This window comes from Streptomyces sp. LN549 (assembly GCF_043203805.1).
In the GTDB taxonomy this organism is placed as follows: domain Bacteria; phylum Actinomycetota; class Actinomycetes; order Streptomycetales; family Streptomycetaceae; genus Streptomyces.
In genome coordinates, this window is sequence record NZ_JAZHRI010000002.1 from 1,038,225 (window position 1) to 1,062,127 (window position 23,903).

The following is a 23,903-nucleotide window of genomic DNA, read 5'->3' on the forward strand; positions in this document are numbered from 1 at the left end:
CGTGGCATCCGTTCATCCTCTCGTGGGCACGGAGGCTCCCGGGCAGGACCCGGTCATCGGCGCGCTGGGAGCTCTCGGCGAGCCGGTCGACTGCACCGGGCTGCGGAGTCTGTCGCTGGAAGGCCCCCAGGTGCTGTGGCTCGTCGTGGGCGGCGCCCTCGACCTGTTCGCGGTGGACGCGGTGGAGCAGGGGCACTGGCACTTCCTGGGCCGGCTCGAACCCGGAACCCTCGTGCTGGGTCCGGTCCAGGGCCCGCAGCACACCCTGGTCGGGCGGCCGCTCCAGGAGTGCGTGCTCCGCCGGATCCCGCTGCGTGAGCTGTACCGGCCGGACTACGCCGGCCAGGGAACGTACGAGGGGCAGTACCGCAGCCATTACGACACGGGGGACGCCACCCTGAGCCTGCTGGAGCACGCGTTCTCGCTCGGCGTGGGCCGGAGCCAGCGGGTGCTGTTCGAGGCCCCGCTGGACGGGCGGACCGCCGTTGACGAGACGGTCGGCGACGACGACATCCTGTGGCTGCCGGTGTCGCCCGGGAGTGTGCAGTACGGCGCCGCGTTCAGTGCCGAGGCCGCGGGTGACCTGCTCGTCGACCCGGCGATGTGGCAGGGGATGGTCAATCAGCAGTACCGCCTGCTGTCGGCGCTGGACCGCTGGATCGAACAGCTGGAGCGCGCGCACGAGGACCGGACCGCGGCGGGCATCAAGGCGGGCGAGGCCGTCCGCAGGGAGGCCGACCATGCGCTGCTGACCTCGATCGGCCGGTCCCGGAGGGGCTCTTCGCCCGCGACGGGTGCCTCGGACGACGCGGTGTACGCGGCCTGCCGCCTGGTGGCCCAGGACTCCGGGATCGTCCTCGCGGAACCCGCGACGGGCGGGGCGGTGAGCGACCGGATCGACCCGGTGGAGCGGGTCGCGGTCGCCTCGCGCATCCGCACCCGCGCGGTGCGGCTCGACGGGCGCTGGTGGCGGGAGAACTCCGGGCCCCTGGTGGGCCACCGGGCCGCGTCCGGGGCGCCGGTCGCCCTGCTCTGGCGCCGCGGTCACTACGAGGCGGTCAACCCGCTGACGGGCCGGCGCAGACGTATCGGCAGCGCCTCCGCGGAGGAGTTCGACGAGCGTGCCGTGATGTTCTACCGGCCGCTGCCGGAGCAGCCGTTGAGCAAGCGGCAGCTGCTGCGCTTCGGCCTGTTCGGAACCCGGGGCGACCTGCGGAATCTCGTGCTGGCCGGGCTGGTGACGGTCGCCCTGGGGTCGCTGGTGCCGATCGCGACCGGCAAGGTGCTCGGCGTGTACGTGCCCCACGCCCAGAACGCCCTCATCGTGCAGGTGTCGCTGGCCGTCATCATCTCGGCCGTCGTCTCGGCGGCCTTCATGCTGCTGCAGAACCTCACGATCCTGCGGATGGAGGGGCGGATCGAGAGCACCCTGCAGCCTGCGGTCTGGGACCGGCTTCTGCGGCTGCCGACGAAGTTCTTCGCCGAACGCTCCACGGGAGAACTGGCGAGCGCGGCGATGGGGGTGAGCGCCATCCGCCGGGTCCTGTCCGGCACCGGTCCCGTCGTGGTGCAGGCGGGCACGCTCGGGGCGATGAACCTGGGGCTGCTGCTCTGGTTCAGCGTCCCGCTCGCACTCACCGCCGTCGCGATGCTGGTGGTCATCGCGGCAGTGTTCCTCACCATGGGCATGTGGGAGCTCCGCTGGCAGCGCCGGCTGGTCGTGCTGGGCAACAAGCTGAACAACCAGGCGTTCCAGACGCTCCGGGGACTGCCCAAACTGCGGGTCGCGGCGGCGGAGAGCTTCGCCTACGGGGCGTGGGCGGCGGAGTTCGCCCGCAGCCGCGAGCTGCAGAAGCGGGCGGGCCGCATCAAGAACCTGACGACGGTCCTCAACGCGGTGTATCTGCCCCTGTGTTCGCTGGTCATCTTCGTCCTGCTGGCGGGCCCGGCACGCGGGTCCCTGACGGCCGCCGAGTTCCTGACCTTCAACACGTCCGTGACGATGCTGCTGACGGCCGTCACCCAGCTCACCGGGGCCTTCGTGTCCGCCGCGTCCGTACTGCCGATGTTCGAGCAGATCAAGCCGGTGCTCGACGAGGCACCCGAGGTCCGCGGCGCCAGCACCCAGCCGGGTGCGCTGTCCGGGGAGATCGAGGCCAGAGGGGTGTCCTTCCGCTACTCCGACGACGGTCCCGTCGTCCTCGACGAAGTGTCGCTGACCGTACGGCCGGGCGAGTTCGTGGCCATCGTGGGACCCAGCGGATGCGGCAAGTCGACGTTGCTGAGGCTGCTCATCGGCTTCGACGAGCCGGTGTCGGGCAGCGTGCTGTACGACGGTCAGGATCTGACGGCGCTCGACCGGGCGGCCGTGCGCCGTCAGTGCGGGGTCGTCCTGCAGAACGCCCAGCCGCTGTCCGGATCGATCCTGGACTGCATCTGCGGTGCCGAGGTCTTCACCCAGGAGGAGGCCTGGGAGGCTGCCGCCATGGCGGGGCTGGCCGAGGACATCAAGCGCATGCCGATGGGGCTGCACACGATGATCTCCGGCGGCGGCTCGATCTCCGGCGGGCAGCGCCAGCGGCTGATGATCGCCCAGGCCCTCGTCCGACGCCCCCGCATCCTGTTCCTCGACGAGGCCACGAGCGCGCTCGACAACGAGACCCAGCGCACCGTGATCGAGAGCACCAGGTCCCTGCGGGCCACCCGGGTCGTCATCGCGCACCGGCTGTCCACGGTCATGGACGCCGACCGCGTGGTCGTCATGGCGGAGGGCCGGGTCGTCCAGGAGGGTCCGCCCGCCGAACTCCTCGCGGACACGGACGGGCAGCTCCATGAACTGGTACGGCGTCAGATGAACTGAGTGGACGGCTCACGGGGACGGGTCGTCGAGGGGGAAGAGGTTCCGGCACGGCGCCACCGCGCCATTCTGCGCCACGACTGCGGTACGGGAGACGCCTCAACGAGCCCATGTCTTCACACATGTAAAAGCATCGGTGACGCTGGTCGCCGGGCGTCGCAGCATTGTTGGCCGTTGAGACCTTGCCGGGGCCCTGGTGCGTGGGGTAGCGGCCGGGCAGGCTAGTTTGCTCGGATGAGTCTCCTTGATGATGTGGCCGAGCGCGACGGCTGGCGGTGCTGGGTGTGTGACGAGGCGGTCGACCCCGACGAGTCGGTGAACGACCCGCGGGGGCCCAGCGTCGACAGCCGGACTGCCGACCGGAAGGCCAAGGTCGCAGAGCGGCTCGCGCACCGCGGATGCAACACCCGCAAGGGCGCGGTCAAGGTGGTCATCGCCTGGCCGGACCGCCTGTACGTGGTCGAACCCGCGCCGCTGATCACCGTTGCCGGGAGGCTGGAGCGCAAGGGGGGCCGCGAGATGGTGGGCCGCTGTCCGACCAAGCGGGACGCCCAGGAGGCGGCGGACTGGCTGGTGGACCGGTTCTCCCGGCTCGTACCAGGTCTGCCGGTCACCGCCGACATCGAGCCGGGCGGCGGCCAGTTCCTCATCACCCTGACCACCGGCCGCCGCTGACCAGGGATCACCAGCGCACACTCGCGTCGAACTGAACCATCGGCCCACACCGACCTGTCCTGGCACGAGCTGACCCGCATTGCTCCCCTGCGCCCAGCCACGGGTCGATGTCGCCGGTTGCCGCAGCCATGACGGGCGACCGTGCGGCGCATCTGTCGTTGGCCGTGTCGCCCGGGGGATCAGTCCCTGACAGGTGCACCAGCCGGGTTCTGGAATCGGCATCGTTCCTGTCCGGCTGGACGATCAGCGAGTCCAGCGGCATCCTGCGCGCGCTCGATGCCCTGCACTGTGGGCAGGTACCGTCCCCTGTGCTGACCGATCGCATCCTCCTGGCGACCGCGCGTGCCGTAGCGTATTTGACCGCCGTACAGAATGCGGACGGGGGCTGGGGGGCAGCACGCCACGTATCCCAGCGATGTGCTGTCCACCGCGCAGGCCGTGCCCGCCCTGGTCCGCCACGGCAGCCCTGCTGCGTGTCGCTGAGCGTGGGGGTGCCAACCCAACGGTCGGAGCGCCGCGGCATCTTCACCGCAGCCAAGGCTTCTCCCCTCGCGTGCCGGACCGACACCAGTTTGCCGCGCTTGACCCGGCTCCATTGCGTCGTCCAGAAATGGCGTGGATCAGAGTTTCAGGTGAAGTGTCGACGGCGAAATACTGTGACCATGGGCTTATCGCCGGTTGCCGGTCATCCCGCTGTCGCTGTCTTTCGCGAGCCCCGGGGCGGGCAGCCCGCTCCGGCACTGGGCCCGCGCATCGATGCTGAGGCGCAGCGGGCGGTGCGCGTGCTGGCGGGGGTTGCGACGCATGCCAGACCTGTCGAGCGGGCCCTCGCGTTGCGGCACGCCGCCTCGGCTGCCAATGAATTGGTGGCCGTACTGTCGGAGCCGGCTCCTGCCGTGGTCGGTGAGGAACTGCCGGCCGCATCGATCAGCCAGTCCTTCTTCCGAGTCCGTGAAAAGGAGCTGTCCGATCAGCAAGCCGCCCTCCACGGCGTCCTGGTCATCCACCGTGCTCTGGAAGATTTGTGTGAAGCTCCGCGGTCAGGTGGGGACCTGGCTCTGGAGCTGGCCGGCATGCGTCAGGCGGTGGTCGACCTCACCGGCGTGACGCCGGGCACCAGCCGTGGCTTCGCCCCGCCGGCGGCCGTCCCGGAGCCTCGGGCGGGGGCGTCGTTGGAGGAGGTGTGGAGCGCTCGGTGGCTCATCGGCCACCAGGTCCACGTCCTGTTCAACGTCTGTGCTGCAGTCGCCGTGGCCGACGCCGCCGGTCATGTGCGGGACGGCGACATCGACGCCGCACTGGCGCGGCTGGCAGACGCGACGGTGTACGTGCGGGGTTTCCCGGCGGCCATGACTCATGCCAGCACGATCCCGGCCGACTACTACATGGCGGCGATACGCCAAACCATGGCGCCTCCGTCTGTGGACATCCCCCTGAGCGGGCGCCAGCACCGCGGATACAAGCTGTTCCGGGCGGCGATGAATGACCTGTTGTCGGTGGTTCCCGACTCCTACGAGCATCTGGCGGCCCGGTCACCGGAGCTGGCCGAGGCGCGGGGAGCTCTCCTGGAAGCCGACATCATCGACGGGGAACGCCACGTCACCCTCGCGTACTCGATGGTGCATCTGCACCGTTCCATCGCCCAGAAACCCGAGGGGCCCGACAACGCCGTCGCCGAACTACGGCTCATGCGCCATCGACGCGCTGCCCAGTACGCCTCCCTGATCCGGTTCGGGGACCACTACATCGCCGACGCCGTGGCCGGCCTGCGCCACTCGTGATCCGCGCCACCGCCGCCGACACCACCCCGGCAGGAGACCCTGATGCCAAAGACGCCGCCCGACACGACCCGGAGCACCGTCGTCGCCGACCGCGACCTGGGTCCGGCAGATGCAGACACGTGCGAGCGGCTGGCCCGCACCCTGTGCAGCGACGGGCGCGCCCAGGTCGACAGCCCCGAATGGGTGGCACACGCCCGGGATTCCTGGGAGGACCTTCCGCTGCTACTACGCCGCGAGATACGCCGGTTTCGCAGGCATTCCGGCCCGGACGGCACCTTGGTGATCAGCGGCCTGCCCGTCGATCAGGCGGCCCTGCCCCCTACACCGGCCGTACCCGGCTCGGTCCAACACCAGGCCACGGTCCCGGCCGCCGTGCTCACCATGGTGGCCTGCGGACTCGGAGAGCCTCTCGCCTACCTGGCTGAGAAGTCCGGCGCCCTCGTACAGGACGTCGTACCCGTGCCTGGGCAGGAAACCTTCCACGGCAACGCCGGATCGGTGCCGCTGTCCTTCCACACCGAGAACGGCTTCCATCCCCATCCACCCGATTACGTGGTCTTCCTGTGCCTGCGCGCCGACCACGACCAGATCGCCGGGATGCGCGTCGCCGGCCTCCGCCAAGTCCTGCCGCACCTCACCCCAGCCAGCCTCCAGGCCCTGTTCGCACCGGAGTTCCTCACCACACCACCTCCCTCCTTCGCCTCCGAGGCCGACGCGAGCCAGGCAGATACCAAGCCCCGACCGGTGCTGTCCGGGGCAGCCGAGGATCCCGACATTCGCATGGCGCAACTCGTCACCACCCCGCTCACCCCCCGGGCTTCCACCGCCCTGGCCGAGTTCGGCCGCGTCTGCGAGGCGACCGCCCGCACCCTGCGCCTGACACCCGGCGACCTGGTCGTCCTCGACAACCGCGTCACCGTCCACGGCCGCACCGCCTTCCACCCCCGATACGACGGAGCAGACCGCTGGCTGCAACGCACCTACGTCACCACCGACCTGCGCCGCTCCCGCGACCACCGACCCCACGACGGCCACGTACTCACCCGGTGACCAATCCGCAAGGAACACAGGCTCCGCTGCTGCCCTCGTCGAAGCCGACAACGGCCGGGTGGAGGTGCTCAGCCGCCGCTGGGAGGTCAGGCTCCGTGGAGGGCCGGTCTGGCCCCCCGGGACATGGCCGGGCCTTGAGACTGCCCGCCGCGCGACCCGGACGCACCGGTGGTGGACCGGGCCGACCAGGGGCCGGGCCGAGCCGGGTCAATAGCCGAGCAGGGCGCTGATCAGCGGGGCTGCCGGAGTGGGAGAAGAGCTGCGCGCCTGGGGGACCTGACCACTCAGCCCGTCACCCCGTGCCTCTTCCCCGGGGGCCACGTGTACACAGCCGAACACGCGCCCGCCCTGACCGACCGACTGAGCGAAGACCTGGCCGCCGCCCGCTCCGCTCCGTAACCCTGGAGGAGCACGGCCGGGGACCGGCCCGGCTGCAAGTACGGCTGCCCGGTCGTGGTGCGGAATCCGCTGTGGCCCGCAGGACTGCCGTAACGCGTCTCCGCAACGGTCCCACGCCTCGGGTACGTCGTGGCGTTGAATTCTTCCGTGAACGCGATCAGGTGAGCCCTCGACGAGGGCGTGCAGGCTGGGTGCCGGTTTCCTCGGACTGATCGGGCACCGGATCCTGAGCCGGCATCTCCCGCCCCGACGCCGCGAGGCCACCTCCAGGCCGTCAGCTCCTCAGCTTCGTGATCACTCATTTGGGTTCCGTGTGACCAGTAACAGGGCTACGACCCCGGCAGCGTGATCATGATGGCTCCACGTCGAGTCGGGGCTGTACGGCCAAGGACAACATCCGTGCCGCGCCGAGGGCACCGGGTGCAACGCCATGGTGTGTTCCCGAACAGTGGATGTGCATGGCCACAACCCCGGCTCACAGCCCAGCACAGGAGTCCTGGGCGGGAGCGACGAATGCAGGGAATTGGCTGTGCACCTGACCCCACACGAACAAGAGCGCCTGATGATCCACGTGGCGGCGGACGTCGCGGAGAAACGGCGGACCCGCGGCTTGCGGCTGAACTACCCGGAAACAATGGCGCTGTTGATCGTGCACGTCCTCGAAGGGGCCAGGGACGGCAGAAGCGTCGCCGAGCTCATGTCCTCCGGACGCAAGGTGCTGTCCCGGGAGGAAGTCATGGAGGGCGTCCCGGAGATGATCGAGAACGTGCAGGTGGAGGCGACGTTCCCCGACGGCACGAAACTGGTCACCATCCACGGCCCCTTCCCCGAGGCAGGCGAGGACGAAGAGCCGGCCGTCTCGCCGGGACGGGTGGACTTCTCCCCCCGGAAGGGAGACGAGGTGGTCATCTTCAACGAACGCCACAGGCAGCTCGACCGGGTCACGAAGCTGACCGTCGAGAACCCGACCGACCGCCCCATCCAGGTCGGCTCCCACTACCACTTCGCCGAAGCCAACGACGGGCTCACGTTCCCCCGCAGGAAAGCGTGGGGCCTGCGTCTGAACGTTCCCGCCGGCAGCTCGGTACGTTTCGAGCCCGGCATCACCGAAGAGGTCGAGCTGGTCCCCATCGAGGGTGACCGCGTGGTGCACGGTCTGCGCAACAAGGTCCGGGGCCTGCCCGAGAAGGTCAAGGGGTCGCTCGACAACGTCAAGGGTTCGTTCGACAAGGAACAGGTGTGAATTCCATGGCACAGTGCCCGGACTGTTCGTGCTGCCAGGACGAGCCGAAGCCCTCCGACCCGTTGACCCGCGCCGCCTACGCGGACCGGTTCGGCCCGACGACTCGTGACTGCATCCGCCTCGCCGACACGGCGCTGCGGATCAAGATCGAGGACGACTGGTCCGGAGGCCCCGGGCGCAGCGGCAACGAGATGGTCTTCGGGGGCGGCAAGGTGATCCGCGAGTCGATGGGCCAGTCCGTCGTGCCACGCGACCCGGGCAAGGCCCGACCCGGCAAGTCCGCGGCCGGCGCGGTGCCTCCGGACACGGTCATCACGGGCGTGGTGGTCCTGGACCACTGGGGCGTCGTCAAAGCCGATGTCGCCATCCGGGACGGGAACATCGTCGCGCTCGGCAAGGCGTACAACCCCGAGACCATGGACCCTCTGCACGAAGAGGGGGCCGGCCACAACGGCATCGGCCCCAGGCCCACCGACTTCGTCATCGGTCCGGACACCGAGGTCATCGCGGGCAAGGGCAGGATCCTCACCGCCGGCGGGATCGACACCCACGTCCACTTCATCTGCCCCGACCAGATCGACGAGGCGCTCGCCTCAGGGGTCACCACGCTCATCGGCGGCGGTACGGGTCCGGCGGAGGGCAGCACGGCCACCACGGTCACCCCGGGCTCGTGGCACATCGACCGCATGTTTGAGGCGCTGGACGGTTTCCCGGTGAACATCGGGCTGCTCGGCAAGGGCGCAACCATGTCGAAGGAATCCATGCTGGACCAGGTGGACGCCGGTGTCATCGGACTGAAGATCCACGAGGACTGGGGCGCGACCCCCGCCGTCATCAAGAAGTGCCTGGAGGTGTGCAAGGAGACCGGGGTGCAGCTCGCACTGCACGCCGACTCGTTGAACGAGGCGGGCTTCGTCCAGGACACCATCGACGCGATCGACGGCCGGTCCATCCACATCTTCCACGTCGAAGGTGCCGGCGGCGGCCACGCCCCGGACATGATCAAGATGGTGAGCGAGCCGAACGTGCTGCCCGCCTCCACCAACCCCACCCGGCCACTGACCGTCAACACGGTCAAGGAGCACTTCGACATGGTGATGGTCTGTCATCACCTCAACCCGAAGGTCGAGGAGGACCTGGCCTTCGCGGACTCCCGGATCCGGCCCTCCACCATGGCCGCCGAGGACATCCTCCACGACCTCGGCGCCATCTCGATCATGTCCTCGGATGCCCAGGCCATGGGCCGCATCGGCGAAATGATCATGCGCACCTGGCAGACCGCACACGTCATGAAGGTCCGCCGCGGCTTCCTGGAGGAAGACCAGCCCCGGGACAAGCCGGAAGCCGAGCCGAAGGGCAGGAAGGCCAAGGCACCGGCAGACACGACCCCGGAGGCCGAGCCGCCCTTGGCCGACAACCGGCGCGCCCGCCGGTACGTCGCGAAGTACACCATCAACCCGGCCCTCGCGCAGGGCATCGGCGCCGTCGTCGGGTCGGTGGAGACCGGGAAGCTGGCCGACCTGGTGCTGTGGGAGCCGAAGTTCTTCGGTGTCAAGCCGCACATGGTCATCAAGGGCGGGCAGATCGCGTACGCGCAGGTGGGGGACGCCAACGCGTCGATCCCCACCCCTCAGCCGGTACTGCCCCGCCCGATGTGGGGAGCCACCGGCCTGGCGCCTGGCTCCCTCTCCTACAACTTCGTCACCGAGCGGGCCGTCAAGAACGGGGTGGCCAAGGGTCGCAAGCTGAACAAGCGGTTCAGGGCCATCACGGACACGCGCTCGGTCAAGAAGGCCGACATGAAGGAGAACAGCGCCACTCCCGCCGTCCGGATCGACCCCGACACCTACGAGGTCATCGTCGGAGGGGCGAAGGTGACCGACGTGACGACGTTCGTCGACGGCCACATCGTCGACCGCGCCTACGTCTCCGAACTCCCCATGGCCCAGCGCTACTTCCTTTTCTGAGGCCGTCGGAAGCACGGAAGCCGAACCGTCAAGGAGAGGAAAGACAATGAACCGTGCCGCGCTGCTCGTGCTGGCTGACGGGAGGTTCCCCGCCGGAGGTCACGCGCACTCGGGCGGGGCCGAACCGGCAGTCGCGGCCGGCCGGATCAGGGACGCCGAGTCCCTGGAGGATTTCTGCCGGGGCCGGCTGCACACGGCCGGGCTGGTCGCGGCGGCGCTGGCCGCCGCGGCCGCCGACGGGCAGGACCCACTGGCCTTGGACAGGGCCGCCGACGCCCGTAACCCGGTGGCGGCCCTGCGGGACACCGCCCGGAAGCTGGGCCGGCAGATGATGCGAGCGGCGCGCGCCACATGGCCCTCGGCCGAACTCGACGCGCTCGCCACAGCCCGGCCTCGGGGCGCACACCAGCCGGTGGTGCTGGGTGTGGCCGCCAGGTCGGCCGGACTCGAACCGCTGGACGCCGCCTATGCGGCAGTGTACGAAACCGTCAGCGGGCCGGCCGCGGCGACAGTGCGGCTGCTGAGCCTGGATCCGTTCGACGCCACTACGGTGCTCGCCCGCCTCGTCCCGGAGCTCGATCGCGTCGCTGCGACCGCCACAGCCACAGCGCGCCGCGTCGCCGCAGAGGGAATCGACGTGCTGCCCGCGGCCTCCGCGCCGCTGCTGGACATCAGCGCCCAGCAGCACGCCACCTGGCCGGCCCGCCTTTTCGCCTCCTGATAGCCCACCACGCAAGGAAACGCATGCACCTCGGCCACGACCTCGATGAGAAGTTCCCCCACCGGCACGCCTACAGCGCCCCTGCCACCGAGCGCCCCGACGGCACCCGCCGCGCCCTGCGCATTGGTCTGGGCGGCCCCGTGGGCTCGGGAAAGACCGCCACCGTCGCAGCCCTGTGCCGCACACTGCGCACCGAAGTGTCCATCGCCGTGGTCACCAACGACATCTACACCCGCGAGGACGCCGACTTCCTGCTCCGGGAAGCGGTCCTGCCGCCCGAGCGGATCAAGGCCGTCGAAACGGGGGCCTGCCCGCACACCGCCATCCGCGACGACATCTCCGCCAACCTCGAAGCCGTCGAGGACCTGGAGGAGACGATCGGCTCCCTCGACCTGATCCTGGTGGAGTCCGGCGGCGACAACCTCACCGCCACCTTCTCCAAGGGACTGGTGGACAACCAGATCTTCATCATCGACGTGGCCGGCGGCGACGACATCCCCCGCAAGGGCGGCCCCGGAGTCACCACTGCCGACCTCCTCGTCGTCAACAAGACCGACCTCGCCCCCTACGTCGGTTCCGACGTGGACGCCATGGCCCACGACGCCAGGACCCAGCGCGGTGACCTCCCGGTCGCCTTCACCTCCCTCAAGGAGGAAGGCGGCGTCAAACCGGTCGCCGACTGGGTCCGCGAACGCCTCGCCGACTGGTCCGCAGGCCCCGCATGACCCCCACCACCGCACCTGCCCCGCCGACCGGCCGCAGCTCTGGCGCCATGGGCGTACGGGCCACCGCCCGTGTCACCGCGGCTGCCGGGGCCGGCGCCACCGTCCTGCCCGTCCTGGACGGAGACGGCCCCTTCGAATTCCGGCGTCTGCGGTCACGGGGCACCGAGGCGCGGGTGTGCGTCGTCGGAGCCATGAGCGCCCCCCTCGGCGGCGACCGTCTGCGCATCGAAGCCACCGCCCAGCAGGGCGCCTCCCTGCACATCACTTCCGCAGCTGCGACTCTCGCTCTGAGAGGCCCCACCACCGCGCACGCCACCTACGACGTGCACCTGACTGTGGCGGATCACGCGGAGATCCGCTGGCTGCCCAAACCGTTGATCAGCGCGGCCGGCAGCAATCTACGGCAGACCTGGACCATCGACCTGGCCCCCACCGCGCGGCTCGTCCTGCGCGAAGAGCAGGTACTCGGGCGCATGGGCGAACCACCCGGTCATGTGGCAACCCGGCTCACCGTCCGTCGCGGCGGCCACGTGCTCCTCGACCAAGAAGCGGAATACGGACCGGGGGCACCCGGATGGGACACCCCGGCTGTTCTCGGCCACCATCGGGCGACCGGCCAGATCCTGCTCGTCGAGCCGGACTTGGACGAGAACCCACTTGAGCCCCAGGTCCTTGCCGAGACTCCGGAAGACGGTCAAGCGGTTCTCACTCCCCTCGCCGGGCCCGCCGCACTCATCACTGCCATCGCCCCGGACGGCCTCCGCCTGCGCCACATCCTCAATGCTGCCTACGCCACCAGCGCTGACACCTCGAACCGTGCAAGGAAGTAGGAACAGGCCACAGCGCCCCCATGACGGCCCAGTCACCGTGCTGGCCGGTATCTATCGGGACGACTGGCCGTCAGGAACCAGCCGCTCCGCGCAGAACGTCGCCTGCCTTCGCCCCCTCGATATACGCCACCCTGAGAGAACCCGGCCAACCCATCAGGTCACCTCACGCCCCATCAGAACGAGCGTCACGCGAGGCATTTCAGGTCGTGTTCCTCTTTTCCGAAGCGGACCGCGAATGTCGTGGTCAGCCCGGTGCCTGTCAGGGTCACGGCGGCGCCTGCGCCCGTCGGCCCCTGTGCGGGCGAGAGCGCGGTGAGCGCCGGCGCCGTCAGATAGGTGTAGATGACGGAGTCGCTGATGCCGCCGGGACCGGTGACGGTGCACGCGACGGATCCGGTGCGGGCCGGCGCGACGGCAAGTCCTCTCCGAGCGGTGACTGGGTATTCCGGTCCACGGAGGTCCCGAACCGGCCCAGGCCGACTCGTTCGGCCGCCGGCAGATGGGACGGAGGTCTTCGCCTCCCCGGGCAGCCGCACCACCCGGAGGCCGGGGCCGGCGTCCATGCGATCAGCGTGATCCGGTGACCGACTCCGGCCGCCGCCGGTGCGTGCACCGGCGGCGCTTGTCAGGAAGCACCTGGGTGATGCCCTGACCGTCGCAGTGCTCCAGCAGGGGAACGGTGACGCGTCGGCTGGTGTCCAGAGCACGGCTCGCCGCTCCCACGGTGAACGGCTGGTCGAGTTCGCTCAGCCGGTCGGCTGCCAGCCGGGGGGCGTCCGGCAGCAGCACCACCTGCTCCGCGAGCCGCAGTATCGCTCCGTGGCGGACCGCCGTGGCGAGCTCGCGGCGGCCGAAGCCTAGTTCCGCGAGCCGCTGGGCGTGGGGGGCGGCGAAGGGCCGCCCGTCGAGTTCGGCGGTGAGCCGGCGTACCGCGTCCGCCACAGGGGCGGGCTGTGCCGGGGGCCCGGCGGTCACGCGTCCGCGGCTCATCCGCAGGGGTGGCGTGACCAGAGCCTCCACGAGGGAGACGGCCGGAAGCCCCAGACGGTGCCGGGCGGCCTCCACCGGTATGCCGTCCTCGGTCGGCCGCTCGGAGAGGTGCGCCGCCACCAGTTCGGCCAGCCGGGCGCGCAGGGTGGTCCAGTGTGCGGGGTCGGCGAGCCAGTCCCCCGCGACAGGTGCGGTGTGGACGGCCACCCCCATCGCGGTCAACTCCCTTCGCCTGACCAGCAATCGGCGCCGCAGTTCGGCCGCCTCGGCCGGGGCGCCGCGAGCGTCGCCCAGGTCGGCGGCCCGCCGTGCCGCGGAGCCGCGGCGCCGCAGTTCCGGTGGCTGGGGGTCGAGCACCGTCAGACCGGCGAGCACCCGCCGCAGACCGGGATCGCGCAGCACCGCGCGGTCGCCGATGCGCAGCGGCAGTGGTTCCGGCAGGGTCAGGCGGACGAGGTCCGGACCGAGCGGCCGTACGCGTACGGGCACGGCCGCCGAGCCGATGTGGGCGACAGCGGTACGGGGCAGTTCCGTGGCAGGTGTTCCGCTGTGTACGCGCACGTCGCAGATCAGGCAGGGAAGGAAGCTGTCGGGTGTGAGCAGGGCGTCACCACGGCCTGTCGACTCGTTGTCGAGGCCCCGGAGGTTGACGGCGACCCGGGCCGTGGCACGCACCAGGGCGGTGTCCTCACCGAGGGCCTGCAGCCCCCTGACGCGCACGGGGCTGCCGGAGCGGGCGGTCATCAGGACGTCGCCCGTGCGGATCCGCCCCGCCCCGAGGGTTCCGGTGACCACCAGCCCGCTGCCGCGCACGGTGAAGGACCGGTCGATCCACAGCCGCACCGGGGATTCGGCGTCCCCGTCCGGCAGCCGCGCGACCAGCCTGTCCAGGGCCGCGCGCAGCTCGGCGATTCCCGCGCCGGTGCGGGCACTGACGGCCACGGCCTCGACGCTGCCGAGGGTGCTGGACCGGATACGGTCCCGTGCCTGCACCGTGGCCCGACCGGGGTCGGCCACGTCGCAGCGGGTGATGACGAGCAGTCCGTGCCGTACGCCGAGGGCGTCCACGGCGGCGAGGTGTTCGGCGGACTGGGGCTTCCAGCCCTCGTCGGCGGCGACGACGAACAGCACGGCGGGCACGGGCCCCACGCCGGCCAGCATGGTGGGCACGAACCTCTCGTGTCCCGGTACGTCGACGAACGCCAGCCGCTCCCCCGACGGCAGGTCCGTCCATGCGAAGCCCAGATCGATGGTCAGGCCACGGCGCCGCTCCTCCGCCAGCCGGTCGGGGTGGGTGCCGGTCAGTGCGTGGATCAGCGTGCTCTTGCCGTGGTCGACATGCCCCGCCGTCGCGATGACCCGCATGTTCACCGCCCCGCCGCGCGCACCACCGCGGCGAGGAGCTCCCTGTCGCACTCCTCCGGTACGCACCGGAGGTCCAGCAGCAGGCGTCCGCGCACCACCCGCCCGAGCACGGCCGGTTCACCGGTGCGCAGAGGTTCTGCCAGGTCGTCGGGGAGGCTGAGCGCACAGGAAGGCAGAACGACCCCGGGCGCGCCGCCGCCTCCCACCACCGCCTCGTGGGGTACGACGCCCGCGTCCAGACCTCGGCGGGCAGCGTCCTCGGCCATGCGCAGTGTGCGGATGCGCAGCTGTGGCAGCGGCATGTGGACGGCTGTGTGCACGGGTGGTTCGGGACCACGCAGTGTCGCTTCCAGCGCGGCCAGGGTGAACTTGTCCACGCGCAGGGCGCGGGCCAGTGGATGGCGGCGCATCCGTTCCACGACGGCGGCCCGGCCGAGGACCAGTCCCGCCTGCGGCCCGCCGAGCAGCTTGTCCCCGCTGGCGGTGACGAGGGTGGCTCCGGCGTGCAGGGCCGTGGCCGCGTCGGGCTCGTCCGGCAGCACCGGGTCGGGTGCGAGGAGGCCGGAGCCGATGTCGACGACGACGGGAAGGCCGAGGGATGCCAGTTCCTCGGTCCCCACTCCCCCGGTGAAGCCGCTCACCGTGAAGTTCGACGGGTGGACCTTGAGGATGAAACCGGTGTCCGGGCCCGCGGCGTCCGCGTAGTCGCCGAGACGGGTCCGGTTGGTGGTGCCGACCTCGCGTATCCGGGCACCGCAGGAGACCAGCAGTTCGGGTATCCGGAACCCGTCGCCGATCTCCACGAACTCGCCCCGGCTGAGCAGGATGTCGCGCCCCGGGGCCAGCGTCACCGCCGCCAGGGCCAGGGCGGCGGCTCCGTTGTTGACCACGTGCACCGCCTCCGCGGCCGGCACCGCTTCCCGCAGGGCGGCCATGGCAGTGCGGCCACGTGGCGCCCGTCTGCCGGTGTTCAGGTCCAGTTCGACGTCCGTGTATCCGCCTGCCGCCGCCATCGCCTCCAGTGCGGGCCGCGACAAGGGGGCCCGTCCCAGATTGGTGTGCAGTACGACGCCGGTGGCGTTGTGCACGGGACTCAGCCCGGCCGTGTGTGCAGGGAGCGAGGCAAGTGCGGCGTGGACCGCGTCGCCCGGGCCGATCCGTCCGTCGCGCACGAGTTGTTGGGCGGTGCCGACCGCGGCCTTGACGAGGGGCCTGCCCAGCCGTGCGGACGCCTCGCTCAGCCGGGGGTCGCCGAGAAGCACCGTGGTGCTCGGCACCTGCCTCCGGAAGTCCGCAGGCGGTTCATCCGTCGTGTCCGCCACCCGCGCCACCCCGATCGAAGTCAGCGGAGGCGGACGGGAATCGAACCCGCCTGGCCCGGTTTCCGGACCACACCGATTTTGAAGATCGGGAGGGGCACCAGCCCGCCCAACGCCTCCGAGCAAGATTGTGGTCCCCGCACACTGCCGGGGCAAGGGGTGAAATGATCGCCGTATGACGACAGTTGGCCCCACCGCCGTACCGGCCGCGCCTGTGCGGCTGACCCAGTTCGCACACGGCGGCGGCTGCGCCTGCAAGATTCCTCCGGGGGAACTGGAGGCGATGGTCGCGGGACTGCTGCCGTCCTGGAATCCCGGACAGGCCCTCGGCGGCGGCGAGGACCGGCTGCTGGTCGGACTCGATGACGGTGACGACGCCGCCGTGGTGCTGACGGGTGACGGCACCGCCCTGGTGTCGACGGCCGACTTCTTCACACCCGTCGTGGACGACGCCCGCGACTGGGGCCGGATCGCCGCGGCCAACGCGCTGTCCGACGTCTACGCGATGGGCGGCCGGCCCGTCGTCGGGCTCAACCTACTGGGCTGGCCCCGTGACGTACTGCCCGCGGAGCTGGCCCGGGAGGTCCTGGCAGGTGCGCTCGAAGTGGCCCGCGAAGCCGGCTGCTTCGTCGGCGGCGGCCACAGCATCGACAGCCCGGAACCGCTCTACGGAATGGCCGTGACGGGCCTGGTGGATCCGGACCGGCTGCTGCGCAACGACGCCGGCCGGCCGGGCGTGCCGCTGACCCTGACCAAACCGCTGGGCGTCGGCATACTCAACAACCGCCACAAGCGGACCGGTGAGGTCTTCGCGCACGCCGTCGCCAGCATGACGGCGCTCAACGACAGGGCAGCCGCGGCTGCCCTGGAGGCCGGCGCCGTGTGCGCCACCGATGTGACCGGATTCGGACTGCTCGGCCATCTGCACAAGCTGGCCAGGGCCAGCGGCGTCACGGCCGTGGTGAACGCCGCCGCCGTCCCCGTGCTCGACGGCGCCCGGGAGTCCCTGCGGGCCGGGTACGTCAGCGGCGGCACCCGGCGCAACCTCGACTGGGTGCGCCCGCACCTTGACGCGGGACGGGCGAGCCAGGACGAGCTGCACCTGCTTGCCGACGCACAGACCTCCGGCGGGCTGCTGGTCGCCGGGGAAATACCCGGACATCTGGTCATCGGGGAACTGGTTCCCGCCGTGGCCGGCACGACGCTGGTGGTCCGCTGAGCACTGCGAAGGGCCGCGGGTCCGCGGGCGAGGCCCGGGTCCCGCGGCCGGCTCGCTACCGGTAGCGGATGTGCAGGTGGTTGTCGTGGTTGGCGTAGCTCGTGGTCAGCCCTTCCGAGATCAGCTGCGGGTCGTTGAAGAAGATCAGCTGGACGTGACCGGGGGCCTTCGCACGGATCTCCTGCACGAGTCTGCGGGTGGCCGCCCGGTCGTACGTGCTCGACTGCCAGGTGATGCGCCCCGCGGTGCACTGCGCCGAGTCGGTGCGGGCGGGCCATACGTCGATGTCCATCCCGACTGCGTGGCTGCCGTGGCCAGGGATGTCCCCGCCGTGCTCGAAGCCGGCGTCGCCCACCGGAAGTCTGCCGTTCCCGGTGGCGGCGAAGGTGGCGGCGGCGGCCTCCAGCTGGCCGACGGCGCCGGCTGTCGCCCAGTGTGCACCCGCGTTGCCGTCGGGGCTCTGCGCGCACATCGTGCTGCCGCCGAAGTTGATGTTCTCGTAGTGCCACAGCAGGTTCTGCCAGGTGGCCGGCCCGACGACGCCGTCCGCGCTGATTCCCGCATGGGACTGGAAGGTGCGCACGGCGGTGCCGGTGGCGGGTCCGAATGCCCCGTCGGCCGAGAGGCCGGCGCCCCGTTTGGCGTTGAGCAGCGACTGGAGGGCCGTCACCGCCGGCCCGTTGTCGCCCTGGCGGACGGTGATGGCGAGGGCGCCCCAGGTGGCGGGCCCGACGACGCCGTCCGCGGTCAGGCCCTTGGACTGCTGGAAGCCCACCACGGCGCTCTGCGTGCCCGAGCCGAAGGCGCCGTCCACCGCCACGGGGCGGCCGTGCGCGGCAAGCAGGTGCTGCAGCGCGACGACGTCGGAACCCCGGTTGCCGTTGCCGGTCAGCGGGAACGCCGCCTGCGGGAAGGCCTGCGCGGGGACGCCAAGCGCGAGGAACAGGCTCGCCAGAGCGGTGAACAGCGTGATGATGCGAGCGAGTCGTCTCACGGTGTCTGCCTCACATTCCTGTTCATTCGCCTGCTCACTTTCCGGACTGGAGGGCGCCCCAGGTGGCGGGGCCGACGATGCCGTCGGCGTCCAGCCCGCGCGAGGACTGGTAGTCACGTGCGGCCTGACCGGTGCCCGAGCCGAAGACGCCGTCGATGGCCACCGTCCGGCCGAGCGCGGCGGTCAGGGCGCGCTGCAGCCGGGTGACGGCCTCTCCCGTCGAGCCGCTCTGGACGGTCGGGGTGGATCCGCGGGACAGCAGGGCGGTCCAGGTCTTCGCGCCGACCACACCATCCGCCGTGAGCCCCTTGCCGGCCTGGAAGTTCCGGGCGGCGGCGGCCGTGTCGGGCCCGAAGATCCCGTCGGGGGTGCCCGGGTCGAAGCCGGCGGCCTTCAGCAGGCACTGGGCGGCCTTGACCCAGTCTCCGGTCGAGCCGCTCTGGACGGTGGTGTACGCGGTGAAGTCGAGGTTCGCCCCTGTACATGTGGGTGTGGGGGTGGAGCCGTTGCCGACGTCGAGGTAGTCACGGTCGATGTTGATCGAGTAGCCGCCGTAGGACTCGGTGACTTCGCCCGCGTACTGGTGGATCCGCTGGTGGTTGGACCAGGAGGAGGACGGCACGTAGGAACCCGTGTTGGTGTCGGCTGCGCCGTTCCACCACGCGTAGAAGAGATGGTCGACGCGTGTGTAGGCACCGTTGCCGTACTCGGCGGCGGCGTCCTTGATGCCGGAGGCGGCGCTGGAGTAGAAGCCCGACAGGTAGCCACCGCTGTGCAGCCGTTCGGTCCAGCCGGACAGGTACGACAGCACGGACGCCTTGCAGGAGGCCGTGGAGGTGTACGCCTCGATGTCGCTGTAGATGGCGCTGCCCGCCGGGATGCCGAGGTTCGACGCGGCGGTGATGGCACCGGCGGCCGCGGTGACGCCCTGGGACTTGGCCGTGGCCGGGTCGGTGGACATCTTCAGCGAGTAGCTGGTGCAGGGTGCCTGGCGGCCGACGTCGATGGGGAACAGACGCCATCCGTTGGCGGTCTGGCTGGTCACCCAGCTCGCCGTCAGATTCGGCTGGGCGCAGCCGCGGAAGGATCCGCTGATGTAGACGCCGACCGCGCTGTACGGCGAACTCGCCTGCCAGGCGTTCATCGCGGCCTGCGAGGGCGCGGCGCAGGCGTCGAAGCCCTTGCCCTGGTAACTGCCGGGTTGCGGTCCGGCCGCGGCCAGGGGGGTGACGTCGGAGCGCTGGGCCGCGCGGGGCAGCGCGGTGCGCTCGGCGCCCCCGGTGAGCTCGGCCGAGGCGAGGACGCCGCGTACGAGGTTCTCGGTCTCCGCTGTGTGGGCGGCGGTCACGAGGACGCCGGCGTCCTCGACCGCGATCTGGATGGTGTCGTTGCTGGACGCGGCGGACGGGGCGATGGCCTTGCCGCGCTGGGTCCGCGCGGTCGCCGCCGTCGCCTGGCCGGCGGAGCGGGCGGTGATGGGCTCCACGACGATGCCCGCCGAACGGCCGACGACTCCGGCGGGGCAGTCGTTCTGCTCGGCGGGCTCACCCAGGTAGACGGCGGGTCTGTCGAACCGGAGGCAGGCACGCGGGTTCTCGGCCAGATCGACCACCTGCCATTCGGCGGGCACCTCGATGCGGTAGCCGTGGTAGGTGACGCTCTGCAGGCCCTCGGGCTGGGAATCTGCCTGGGCGGGGACGGGGGCGGCGAACGCGCCGATACCGGCGAGCACCGCCAGCAGGGCAGTTCCGGCGCGGACGCGCCAGGGGATCCGGGAGGACATCGGTTCACTCCTACTCGAATGCGGGGGGAGAGCGGCTCGGCAGGTCTGCTCAGGTTCGGCCACGGGCGGCGCCTGCCCGTGGCTGGAGTCGGAGCCTGATCGGCCGAGGCACCCTGCGGAGGGTGCGGGCCCGCCTTCCCGGGGCCGGAGTCCGGCCCGGGGAAGGCGGGCTGCTGTGCGGGTGCGGTGGCGACGTGCCGGTCAGACCCCGCAGTTGGGGGCTGACCAGGAGCGGCTGGTGCTGCCGTCCACGTGGGTGTGGTCGTTGTGGTTTGGGTAGCCGGGGCCGTAGATGCCGCCGAAGCCGTGCGAGCGAGCCCGCTGGGCGAGTGCGCAGAACGACGGGCTGCCGATCAGGTCGGCGGCGTCACCGTAGAGGTGCCGGCTGTTCGAGACACCGCCCGCCGCATTGTTGCAGGCCGTGGAGCGGAATCCGCTGGACACGACGATGGGCACGTCTCCCATCGCGTGCCGCAGGGCCTCAAGCTTCCACATCGTGCGCAGGCCGTTGGACTTGGCCGTCGCGGCGCTCACCGCACCACCGGACCAGTCGGAGTTGCAGTTGTTCAGCTCGGCGTAGGTGAAGTGGATGGGGGTGCAGTCCGGGTCCTGCAGTGCGTAGATCTTGCTGAACGTCTGGGAACCCGCGATGCCGTCCGCTCCGAGTCCGTACGCCTGCTGGAACTTGATGACCGCGGCCTTGGTCCGCGGGCCGAAGTTGCCGTCGACGGAGAGGATCTCGCCGTAGTCGACATGCCCGGCCACCCGGATCTGCAGCTGGGTCACGTCGGCTCCCGACGTGCCTTCGGACAGGGTGCGGCCCCAGCTGTAGCACTCGTCGGCCTGGGCAGGGGCAGCGGTGGCCAGCACACCCCCTACCGTTGCAGCCATGATCATGACAAACGCTAGGGCGAGTTGGATCGTACGCCTCAGCATGGCGCCTCCATTGTGAGTCCTTCCCGATTCCCCGCGAGAGGGTTGAGGCGAGTTTGACCTCCCCCTGCGTGACGTGTCCACACCATCACCATCTGCCACAGGACCAGACCTCCGACACAACTGGCGTACAGGACAAAGGAGTTGCATCACCTGAGGCAATGCGGTGTCCGGCCCCGGCCCGGGTGGGCCGCCCGGGCGAGGCGAAGACGCTACTGCCAGACCGCGCAGGCGGCAGCGGCGATCAGCACGGAGCACACGACGGTCATGCCGCTCAGCCGCCCCGCAAGCCGGTCGTCCCAGCGCTCCCCGTCTCCGGAGAGCCTGCGCAGAGCCGGGGTGAGTGCCCGGCCCGCTCCGAAGCCGAGTCCGGCGGCCAGGGCGGGCGCGTAGGCGCCCCCGGACAGGAGCACCGCTACCGCCATCGCGTACGGCGCACTCGCCGAGACGTAGGTGCGCACGCCCGTACCGAGCTCGAAGCCGAACTGCAGGGCGCCGCGCGCCAGATGACGCCGCAGGACGTCCTGCGGTATCTGCCGGGCGTTCTGCGGCAGCCGCAGCGACAGCTTGCCCGCGTCGCGCAGCGCGGCGAGCAGCGCGACGGCCACGATCAGCCCTTGCCGCACGCCGGCCGGGAGCGGTGTGAAGAGACCGGACACGAGCCACAGCACCCCGGCCGAAAGCACCCCACCGGCCAGCAGACCGCAGGTGAACACGCCGAGGACCAGCGCCTGTCTGTACGTTGCCCGCCAACCTGGCGAGGCCAGCGCGAATGCGCTGTTACGCGTTCAAACGGAGCCGGAGAGCGAGTAGCCGGCCAGACCACCGGTGATCGCCCAGGTCAGCACGGGGGCGTGGAGCACGGCGGCGATCACCGCGATCCCCAGGGCCGCCACGGGCAGAACAGGGTCGGTGAGCAGCGCCCGTACGGCACGGGCGCTGCTCGGCCGGTCCGCGGGACGGACGGACTCGCCCACCTAGACCGTCCCGGTCAGTGTGAGCCAGGTGTTCGGGCCGACCACTCCGTCGGCGGTCAGGCCGTGCAGGGACTGGAACGAGACGACGGCCTGCCGGGTGAGCGAACCGAAGTTGCCGTCGACCGTCAGTGCGGAGCCGTGCTTGTTGAGCTGCCGCTGCGCACCCCGCACGGCATCGTTCACGTCTCCTTGGCGCACGGTGACGACCAGGACCGGCCAGGTGGCCGCGCTGACGCTGCCCGTGGGGCCGAGTCCGTTCGCCGACTGGAACGCCTCGACCTGCGCCTCGGTGTCCGTACCGAAGATGCCGTCGACATCCGTGGGATGACCGTGGTGGGTGAGCAGATGCTGGATCGTGAAAACGTCGGGCCCGGTGGCGCCGCGGCCGATGGTCGGCCAGGTCACGGAGCCGGGGCAGTCACAGTCGGTGGTCCAGCGGCAGATGGACTTCACCCAGCCGGAGCCGGTGTTGCGGTACCCGTCGTGGCACCGCCGCTCGATACCGCAGCCGCAGCTGCCGCAGGCCGCGCTGTAGCGCCACAGCCAGCCGTCGTAGGTACCGGCGTAGCACTGGTTGGGCCGCAGGGTCCAGGTGACTCCGTCCGTCCGGTGGAAGCCGGTGTTCGTCCCTGATGTCACGCACGCGTCGGCATAGATGGTGCTGGGCCCGCAGCCCGGGGAGCAGTTGTGGTCCTCGGCGTAACTGGGGCACGCACCGGTCCAGATGTCGTATCCGTCGGCGTACGCCTCCCGCGCGGCGGAGAACACCCCCAGCGCGGCGAAGCCCGCGGCGGTCGCCGCCTGCAGCACGGTGCGCCTGGACGGCGCGAAGGAGGAAAGGGCACCGCGCCCGGTCCGGGAGCGGCGGCCACCGCTCCCTGAGCGGCGCAGCGTGGGCACGTCGTCCAGTGAAGTCATGGCCGGCTCCTCGGCGTTGCGGGTGCGATGTCGTCGAGCAGCCGCAGCAGCGCGGTGGGTGAACCGAGAGGCTCGGAACGCACGATCCGGCGTTCCGGATCGATGGCCACCGCGTAGGGGGTGGCGGGGATGTCGTAGGCCGTGAACAGCTCCGGACGGTGGTCCCTGACCGGGACTGCGCCCTCGCCGGCCTGCGGCCCGGCGCCCGCGTAGAGCCCGAGCACCTGCGGGGCGGCCGCGTCGCCCTGGCGGACCGTCCAGGCACCGGCCTCGGCGAGCACCTGGCCGCAGGTGCGGCAGTCCGCGTCGAGGAAGAGCAGCAGCGCGGCGCGGCCCGGTGCCAGGAGGCCGTCGAGCCCTGCCGGATCGGGCCGGGCCGCATCGAGCCCGGGCGCCTGTGCGCCGGGGGCGATGCCCACCCGCCCGGGGCGGTGCGGCTGCGTTCGTGACAGCTGGTGCACCTGCCTGATCAGCCCCGAGACGACCAGCGCGAGCAGCGCGATCGCGGCCCACGAGGCAATCAGGGCGCTGGTGGTGAAGTCCATCGCGTTGGCACTCCTTCGGCGGTCCGGTGCACGGTGGCCCTGTCCTGCTGGTGAGCAGGGGCCCTGGTCGGCGGGTGGACGGAGGCTGCGGTCGGCTCGTGCATGGCAGCGGGCAGGGACCACAGCAGCGCGGCACAGGCGGGAGCCGCGAGCATCAGCGTGATCAGCTCCGCCGTGGAGAGCCGTACGGGGCCGGCCCCGACGACGGCGGCGCCGCTCATCGCGAGCACGGCGAGGGTCGCGGCCCGCCGGGTCACCCAGCGGCTCAGGGGCACATCCTGGCCGGAACAGCCGCACGGTCCCCCACGGCCGAGGGCGAGGACGTGCCGCGTGTAGGCGGCGTAGAGCCCGAAGAGGGCGGCCCCCGCAACGAGCACGGCCTGCAGCCCCCGCTGGTGCCCCGTAAGGAGCGCGGCCGCGCCGGCCGCCCCCAGGACGCCCTCCGCGACCGGCAGCACGACGGCCGCCAACCGGCGGAACCGCGGACCCAGCACGCCGTGCGCCCACAGCGCGTCGCCCAGGGCGGCCGGACTGGCGGCATGGGAGCCCGCACCCATGAGCAGGGTCAGGATGACGAGGGAAGCGGTCAGCCCGCTGGAGAAGCCGATCACC

At 71.1% G+C, this 23,903-nt stretch carries 21 protein-coding genes and 1 tRNA gene; 10 read left to right on the plus strand and 12 right to left on the minus strand.

Going from position 1 to position 23,903, the window contains the following annotated elements; translation table 11 throughout:
* The first annotated feature begins 1 nt into the window (after position 1).
* From SH922_RS04560 to SH922_RS04600, 9 genes are all read left to right on the plus strand, one after another.
* Positions 2–2,860 (plus strand): NHLP bacteriocin export ABC transporter permease/ATPase subunit, encoded by a 2,859-nt coding sequence (locus SH922_RS04560; RefSeq protein WP_393054926.1) that lies wholly within the window; start codon positions 2–4, stop codon positions 2,858–2,860.
* 231 nt (positions 2,861–3,091) lie between these two features.
* The gene (locus SH922_RS04565) at positions 3,092–3,532 is read left to right on the plus strand and encodes a hypothetical protein (RefSeq protein ID WP_393054928.1); all 441 of its coding nucleotides are present in this window, start codon (positions 3,092–3,094) and stop codon (positions 3,530–3,532) included.
* Positions 3,533–4,005: 473 nt separating this feature from the next.
* Positions 4,006–5,313: a hypothetical protein gene (locus tag SH922_RS04570; protein ID WP_393054930.1), complete on the plus strand. Its 1,308-nt coding sequence runs from the start codon at positions 4,006–4,008 to the stop codon at positions 5,311–5,313.
* Between the two features lie 42 nt (positions 5,314–5,355).
* The gene (locus tag SH922_RS04575; RefSeq protein WP_393054932.1) at positions 5,356–6,363 is read left to right on the plus strand and encodes a TauD/TfdA family dioxygenase; all 1,008 of its coding nucleotides are present in this window, start codon (positions 5,356–5,358) and stop codon (positions 6,361–6,363) included.
* A 928-nt stretch (positions 6,364–7,291) separates the two neighbouring features.
* A complete protein-coding gene (locus SH922_RS04580) occupies positions 7,292–8,005 on the plus strand; it encodes an urease subunit gamma (protein ID WP_393054934.1) in 714 nt (237 codons plus the stop codon).
* A gap of 5 nt (positions 8,006–8,010) precedes the next feature.
* Positions 8,011–9,972, plus strand: coding sequence for an urease subunit alpha (locus SH922_RS04585; RefSeq protein ID WP_393063465.1), 1,962 nt, complete (start codon positions 8,011–8,013; stop codon positions 9,970–9,972).
* A gap of 46 nt (positions 9,973–10,018) precedes the next feature.
* The gene (locus tag SH922_RS04590; protein WP_393054936.1) at positions 10,019–10,693 is read left to right on the plus strand and encodes an urease accessory protein UreF; all 675 of its coding nucleotides are present in this window, start codon (positions 10,019–10,021) and stop codon (positions 10,691–10,693) included.
* A gap of 23 nt (positions 10,694–10,716) precedes the next feature.
* Entirely contained in the window at positions 10,717–11,418 is a 702-nt protein-coding gene (gene ureG, locus SH922_RS04595; RefSeq protein ID WP_393054938.1) for an urease accessory protein UreG, read from the plus strand.
* Positions 11,415–12,248 carry an urease accessory protein UreD gene (locus SH922_RS04600; protein ID WP_393054940.1) on the plus strand — a complete coding sequence of 278 codons (834 nt, stop codon included), beginning with the start codon at positions 11,415–11,417 and terminating at the stop codon, positions 12,246–12,248. Before ureG ends, SH922_RS04600 begins: the two co-directional genes overlap by 4 nt.
* Positions 12,249–12,433: 185 nt before the next feature.
* Here SH922_RS04600 and SH922_RS04605 read toward each other — a convergent pair whose 3' ends face one another.
* From SH922_RS04605 to SH922_RS04620, 4 genes are all read right to left on the minus strand, one after another.
* Positions 12,434–12,811 (minus strand): IPT/TIG domain-containing protein, encoded by a 378-nt coding sequence (locus SH922_RS04605; protein WP_393054942.1) that lies wholly within the window; start codon positions 12,809–12,811, stop codon positions 12,434–12,436.
* 4 nt (positions 12,812–12,815) lie between these two features.
* On the minus strand, positions 12,816–14,603 hold the full coding sequence (selB, locus tag SH922_RS04610) for a selenocysteine-specific translation elongation factor (RefSeq protein WP_393054944.1): 1,788 nt from the start codon (positions 14,601–14,603) through the stop codon (positions 12,816–12,818).
* Positions 14,604–14,605: 2 nt separating this feature from the next.
* Complete coding sequence (gene selA, locus SH922_RS04615; RefSeq protein ID WP_393054946.1) at positions 14,606–15,880, minus strand: L-seryl-tRNA(Sec) selenium transferase; 1,275 nt, start codon at positions 15,878–15,880, stop codon at positions 14,606–14,608.
* 68 nt (positions 15,881–15,948) lie between these two features.
* Positions 15,949–16,042 (minus strand) — tRNA-Sec (locus SH922_RS04620).
* A 55-nt stretch (positions 16,043–16,097) separates the two neighbouring features.
* Between SH922_RS04620 and selD the strand changes: the two genes are divergently transcribed.
* Entirely contained in the window at positions 16,098–17,141 is a 1,044-nt protein-coding gene (gene selD / locus SH922_RS04625; RefSeq protein WP_393054948.1) for a selenide, water dikinase SelD, read from the plus strand.
* 55 nt (positions 17,142–17,196) lie between these two features.
* Here the strand turns inward: selD and SH922_RS04630 are convergent, their stop codons facing one another.
* From SH922_RS04630 to SH922_RS04665, 8 genes are all read right to left on the minus strand, one after another.
* Positions 17,197–18,135, minus strand: a complete 939-nt coding sequence (locus SH922_RS04630; protein ID WP_393054950.1) for a penicillin-insensitive murein endopeptidase — start codon at positions 18,133–18,135, stop codon at positions 17,197–17,199.
* Between the two features lie 34 nt (positions 18,136–18,169).
* Positions 18,170–19,918 (minus strand): glycoside hydrolase domain-containing protein, encoded by a 1,749-nt coding sequence (locus tag SH922_RS04635; RefSeq protein WP_393054952.1) that lies wholly within the window; start codon positions 19,916–19,918, stop codon positions 18,170–18,172.
* 201 nt (positions 19,919–20,119) lie between these two features.
* The gene (locus tag SH922_RS04640) at positions 20,120–20,854 is read right to left on the minus strand and encodes a D-Ala-D-Ala carboxypeptidase family metallohydrolase (RefSeq protein WP_393054954.1); all 735 of its coding nucleotides are present in this window, start codon (positions 20,852–20,854) and stop codon (positions 20,120–20,122) included.
* Between the two features lie 209 nt (positions 20,855–21,063).
* Positions 21,064–21,567 carry a hypothetical protein gene (locus SH922_RS04645; RefSeq protein WP_393054956.1) on the minus strand — a complete coding sequence of 168 codons (504 nt, stop codon included), beginning with the start codon at positions 21,565–21,567 and terminating at the stop codon, positions 21,064–21,066.
* 72 nt (positions 21,568–21,639) lie between these two features.
* Positions 21,640–21,828, minus strand: coding sequence for a hypothetical protein (locus tag SH922_RS04650; protein WP_393054958.1), 189 nt, complete (start codon positions 21,826–21,828; stop codon positions 21,640–21,642).
* Positions 21,829–22,746 carry a peptidoglycan-binding protein gene (locus SH922_RS04655; protein WP_393054960.1) on the minus strand — a complete coding sequence of 306 codons (918 nt, stop codon included), beginning with the start codon at positions 22,744–22,746 and terminating at the stop codon, positions 21,829–21,831.
* Positions 22,743–23,291, minus strand: coding sequence for a hypothetical protein (locus SH922_RS04660; RefSeq protein WP_393054962.1), 549 nt, complete (start codon positions 23,289–23,291; stop codon positions 22,743–22,745). Before SH922_RS04660 ends, SH922_RS04655 begins: the two co-directional genes overlap by 4 nt.
* The gene (locus SH922_RS04665; RefSeq protein ID WP_393054964.1) at positions 23,267–23,902 is read right to left on the minus strand and encodes a MauE/DoxX family redox-associated membrane protein; all 636 of its coding nucleotides are present in this window, start codon (positions 23,900–23,902) and stop codon (positions 23,267–23,269) included. The genes SH922_RS04660 and SH922_RS04665 overlap by 25 nt, the downstream gene beginning before the upstream one ends.
* Between the last annotated feature and the right edge of the window lies 1 nt (position 23,903).

What these genes read in the sequence shown, in the direction of transcription:
- SH922_RS04600 (WP_393054940.1), top strand. Translation starts at nt 11,415, where the DNA reads ATGACCCCCACCACCGCACCTGCCCCGCCGACCGGCCGCAGCTCTGGC.
- SH922_RS04640 (WP_393054954.1), bottom strand. Translation starts at nt 20,854, where the DNA reads ATGCTGAGGCGTACGATCCAACTCGCCCTAGCGTTTGTCATGATCATG.
- SH922_RS04585 (WP_393063465.1), top strand. Translation starts at nt 8,011, where the DNA reads ATGGCACAGTGCCCGGACTGTTCGTGCTGCCAGGACGAGCCGAAGCCC.
- selB (WP_393054944.1), bottom strand. Translation starts at nt 14,603, where the DNA reads ATGCGGGTCATCGCGACGGCGGGGCATGTCGACCACGGCAAGAGCACG.
- SH922_RS04660 (WP_393054962.1), bottom strand. Translation starts at nt 23,291, where the DNA reads ATGGACTTCACCACCAGCGCCCTGATTGCCTCGTGGGCCGCGATCGCG.
- SH922_RS04575 (WP_393054932.1), top strand. Translation starts at nt 5,356, where the DNA reads ATGCCAAAGACGCCGCCCGACACGACCCGGAGCACCGTCGTCGCCGAC.
- SH922_RS04565 (WP_393054928.1), top strand. Translation starts at nt 3,092, where the DNA reads ATGAGTCTCCTTGATGATGTGGCCGAGCGCGACGGCTGGCGGTGCTGG.
- SH922_RS04635 (WP_393054952.1), bottom strand. Translation starts at nt 19,918, where the DNA reads ATGTCCTCCCGGATCCCCTGGCGCGTCCGCGCCGGAACTGCCCTGCTG.
- SH922_RS04605 (WP_393054942.1), bottom strand. Translation starts at nt 12,811, where the DNA reads ATGGACGCCGGCCCCGGCCTCCGGGTGGTGCGGCTGCCCGGGGAGGCG.
- SH922_RS04590 (WP_393054936.1), top strand. Translation starts at nt 10,019, where the DNA reads ATGAACCGTGCCGCGCTGCTCGTGCTGGCTGACGGGAGGTTCCCCGCC.
- selD (WP_393054948.1), top strand. Translation starts at nt 16,098, where the DNA reads ATGACGACAGTTGGCCCCACCGCCGTACCGGCCGCGCCTGTGCGGCTG.
- SH922_RS04655 (WP_393054960.1), bottom strand. Translation starts at nt 22,746, where the DNA reads ATGACTTCACTGGACGACGTGCCCACGCTGCGCCGCTCAGGGAGCGGT.
- ureG (WP_393054938.1), top strand. Translation starts at nt 10,717, where the DNA reads ATGCACCTCGGCCACGACCTCGATGAGAAGTTCCCCCACCGGCACGCC.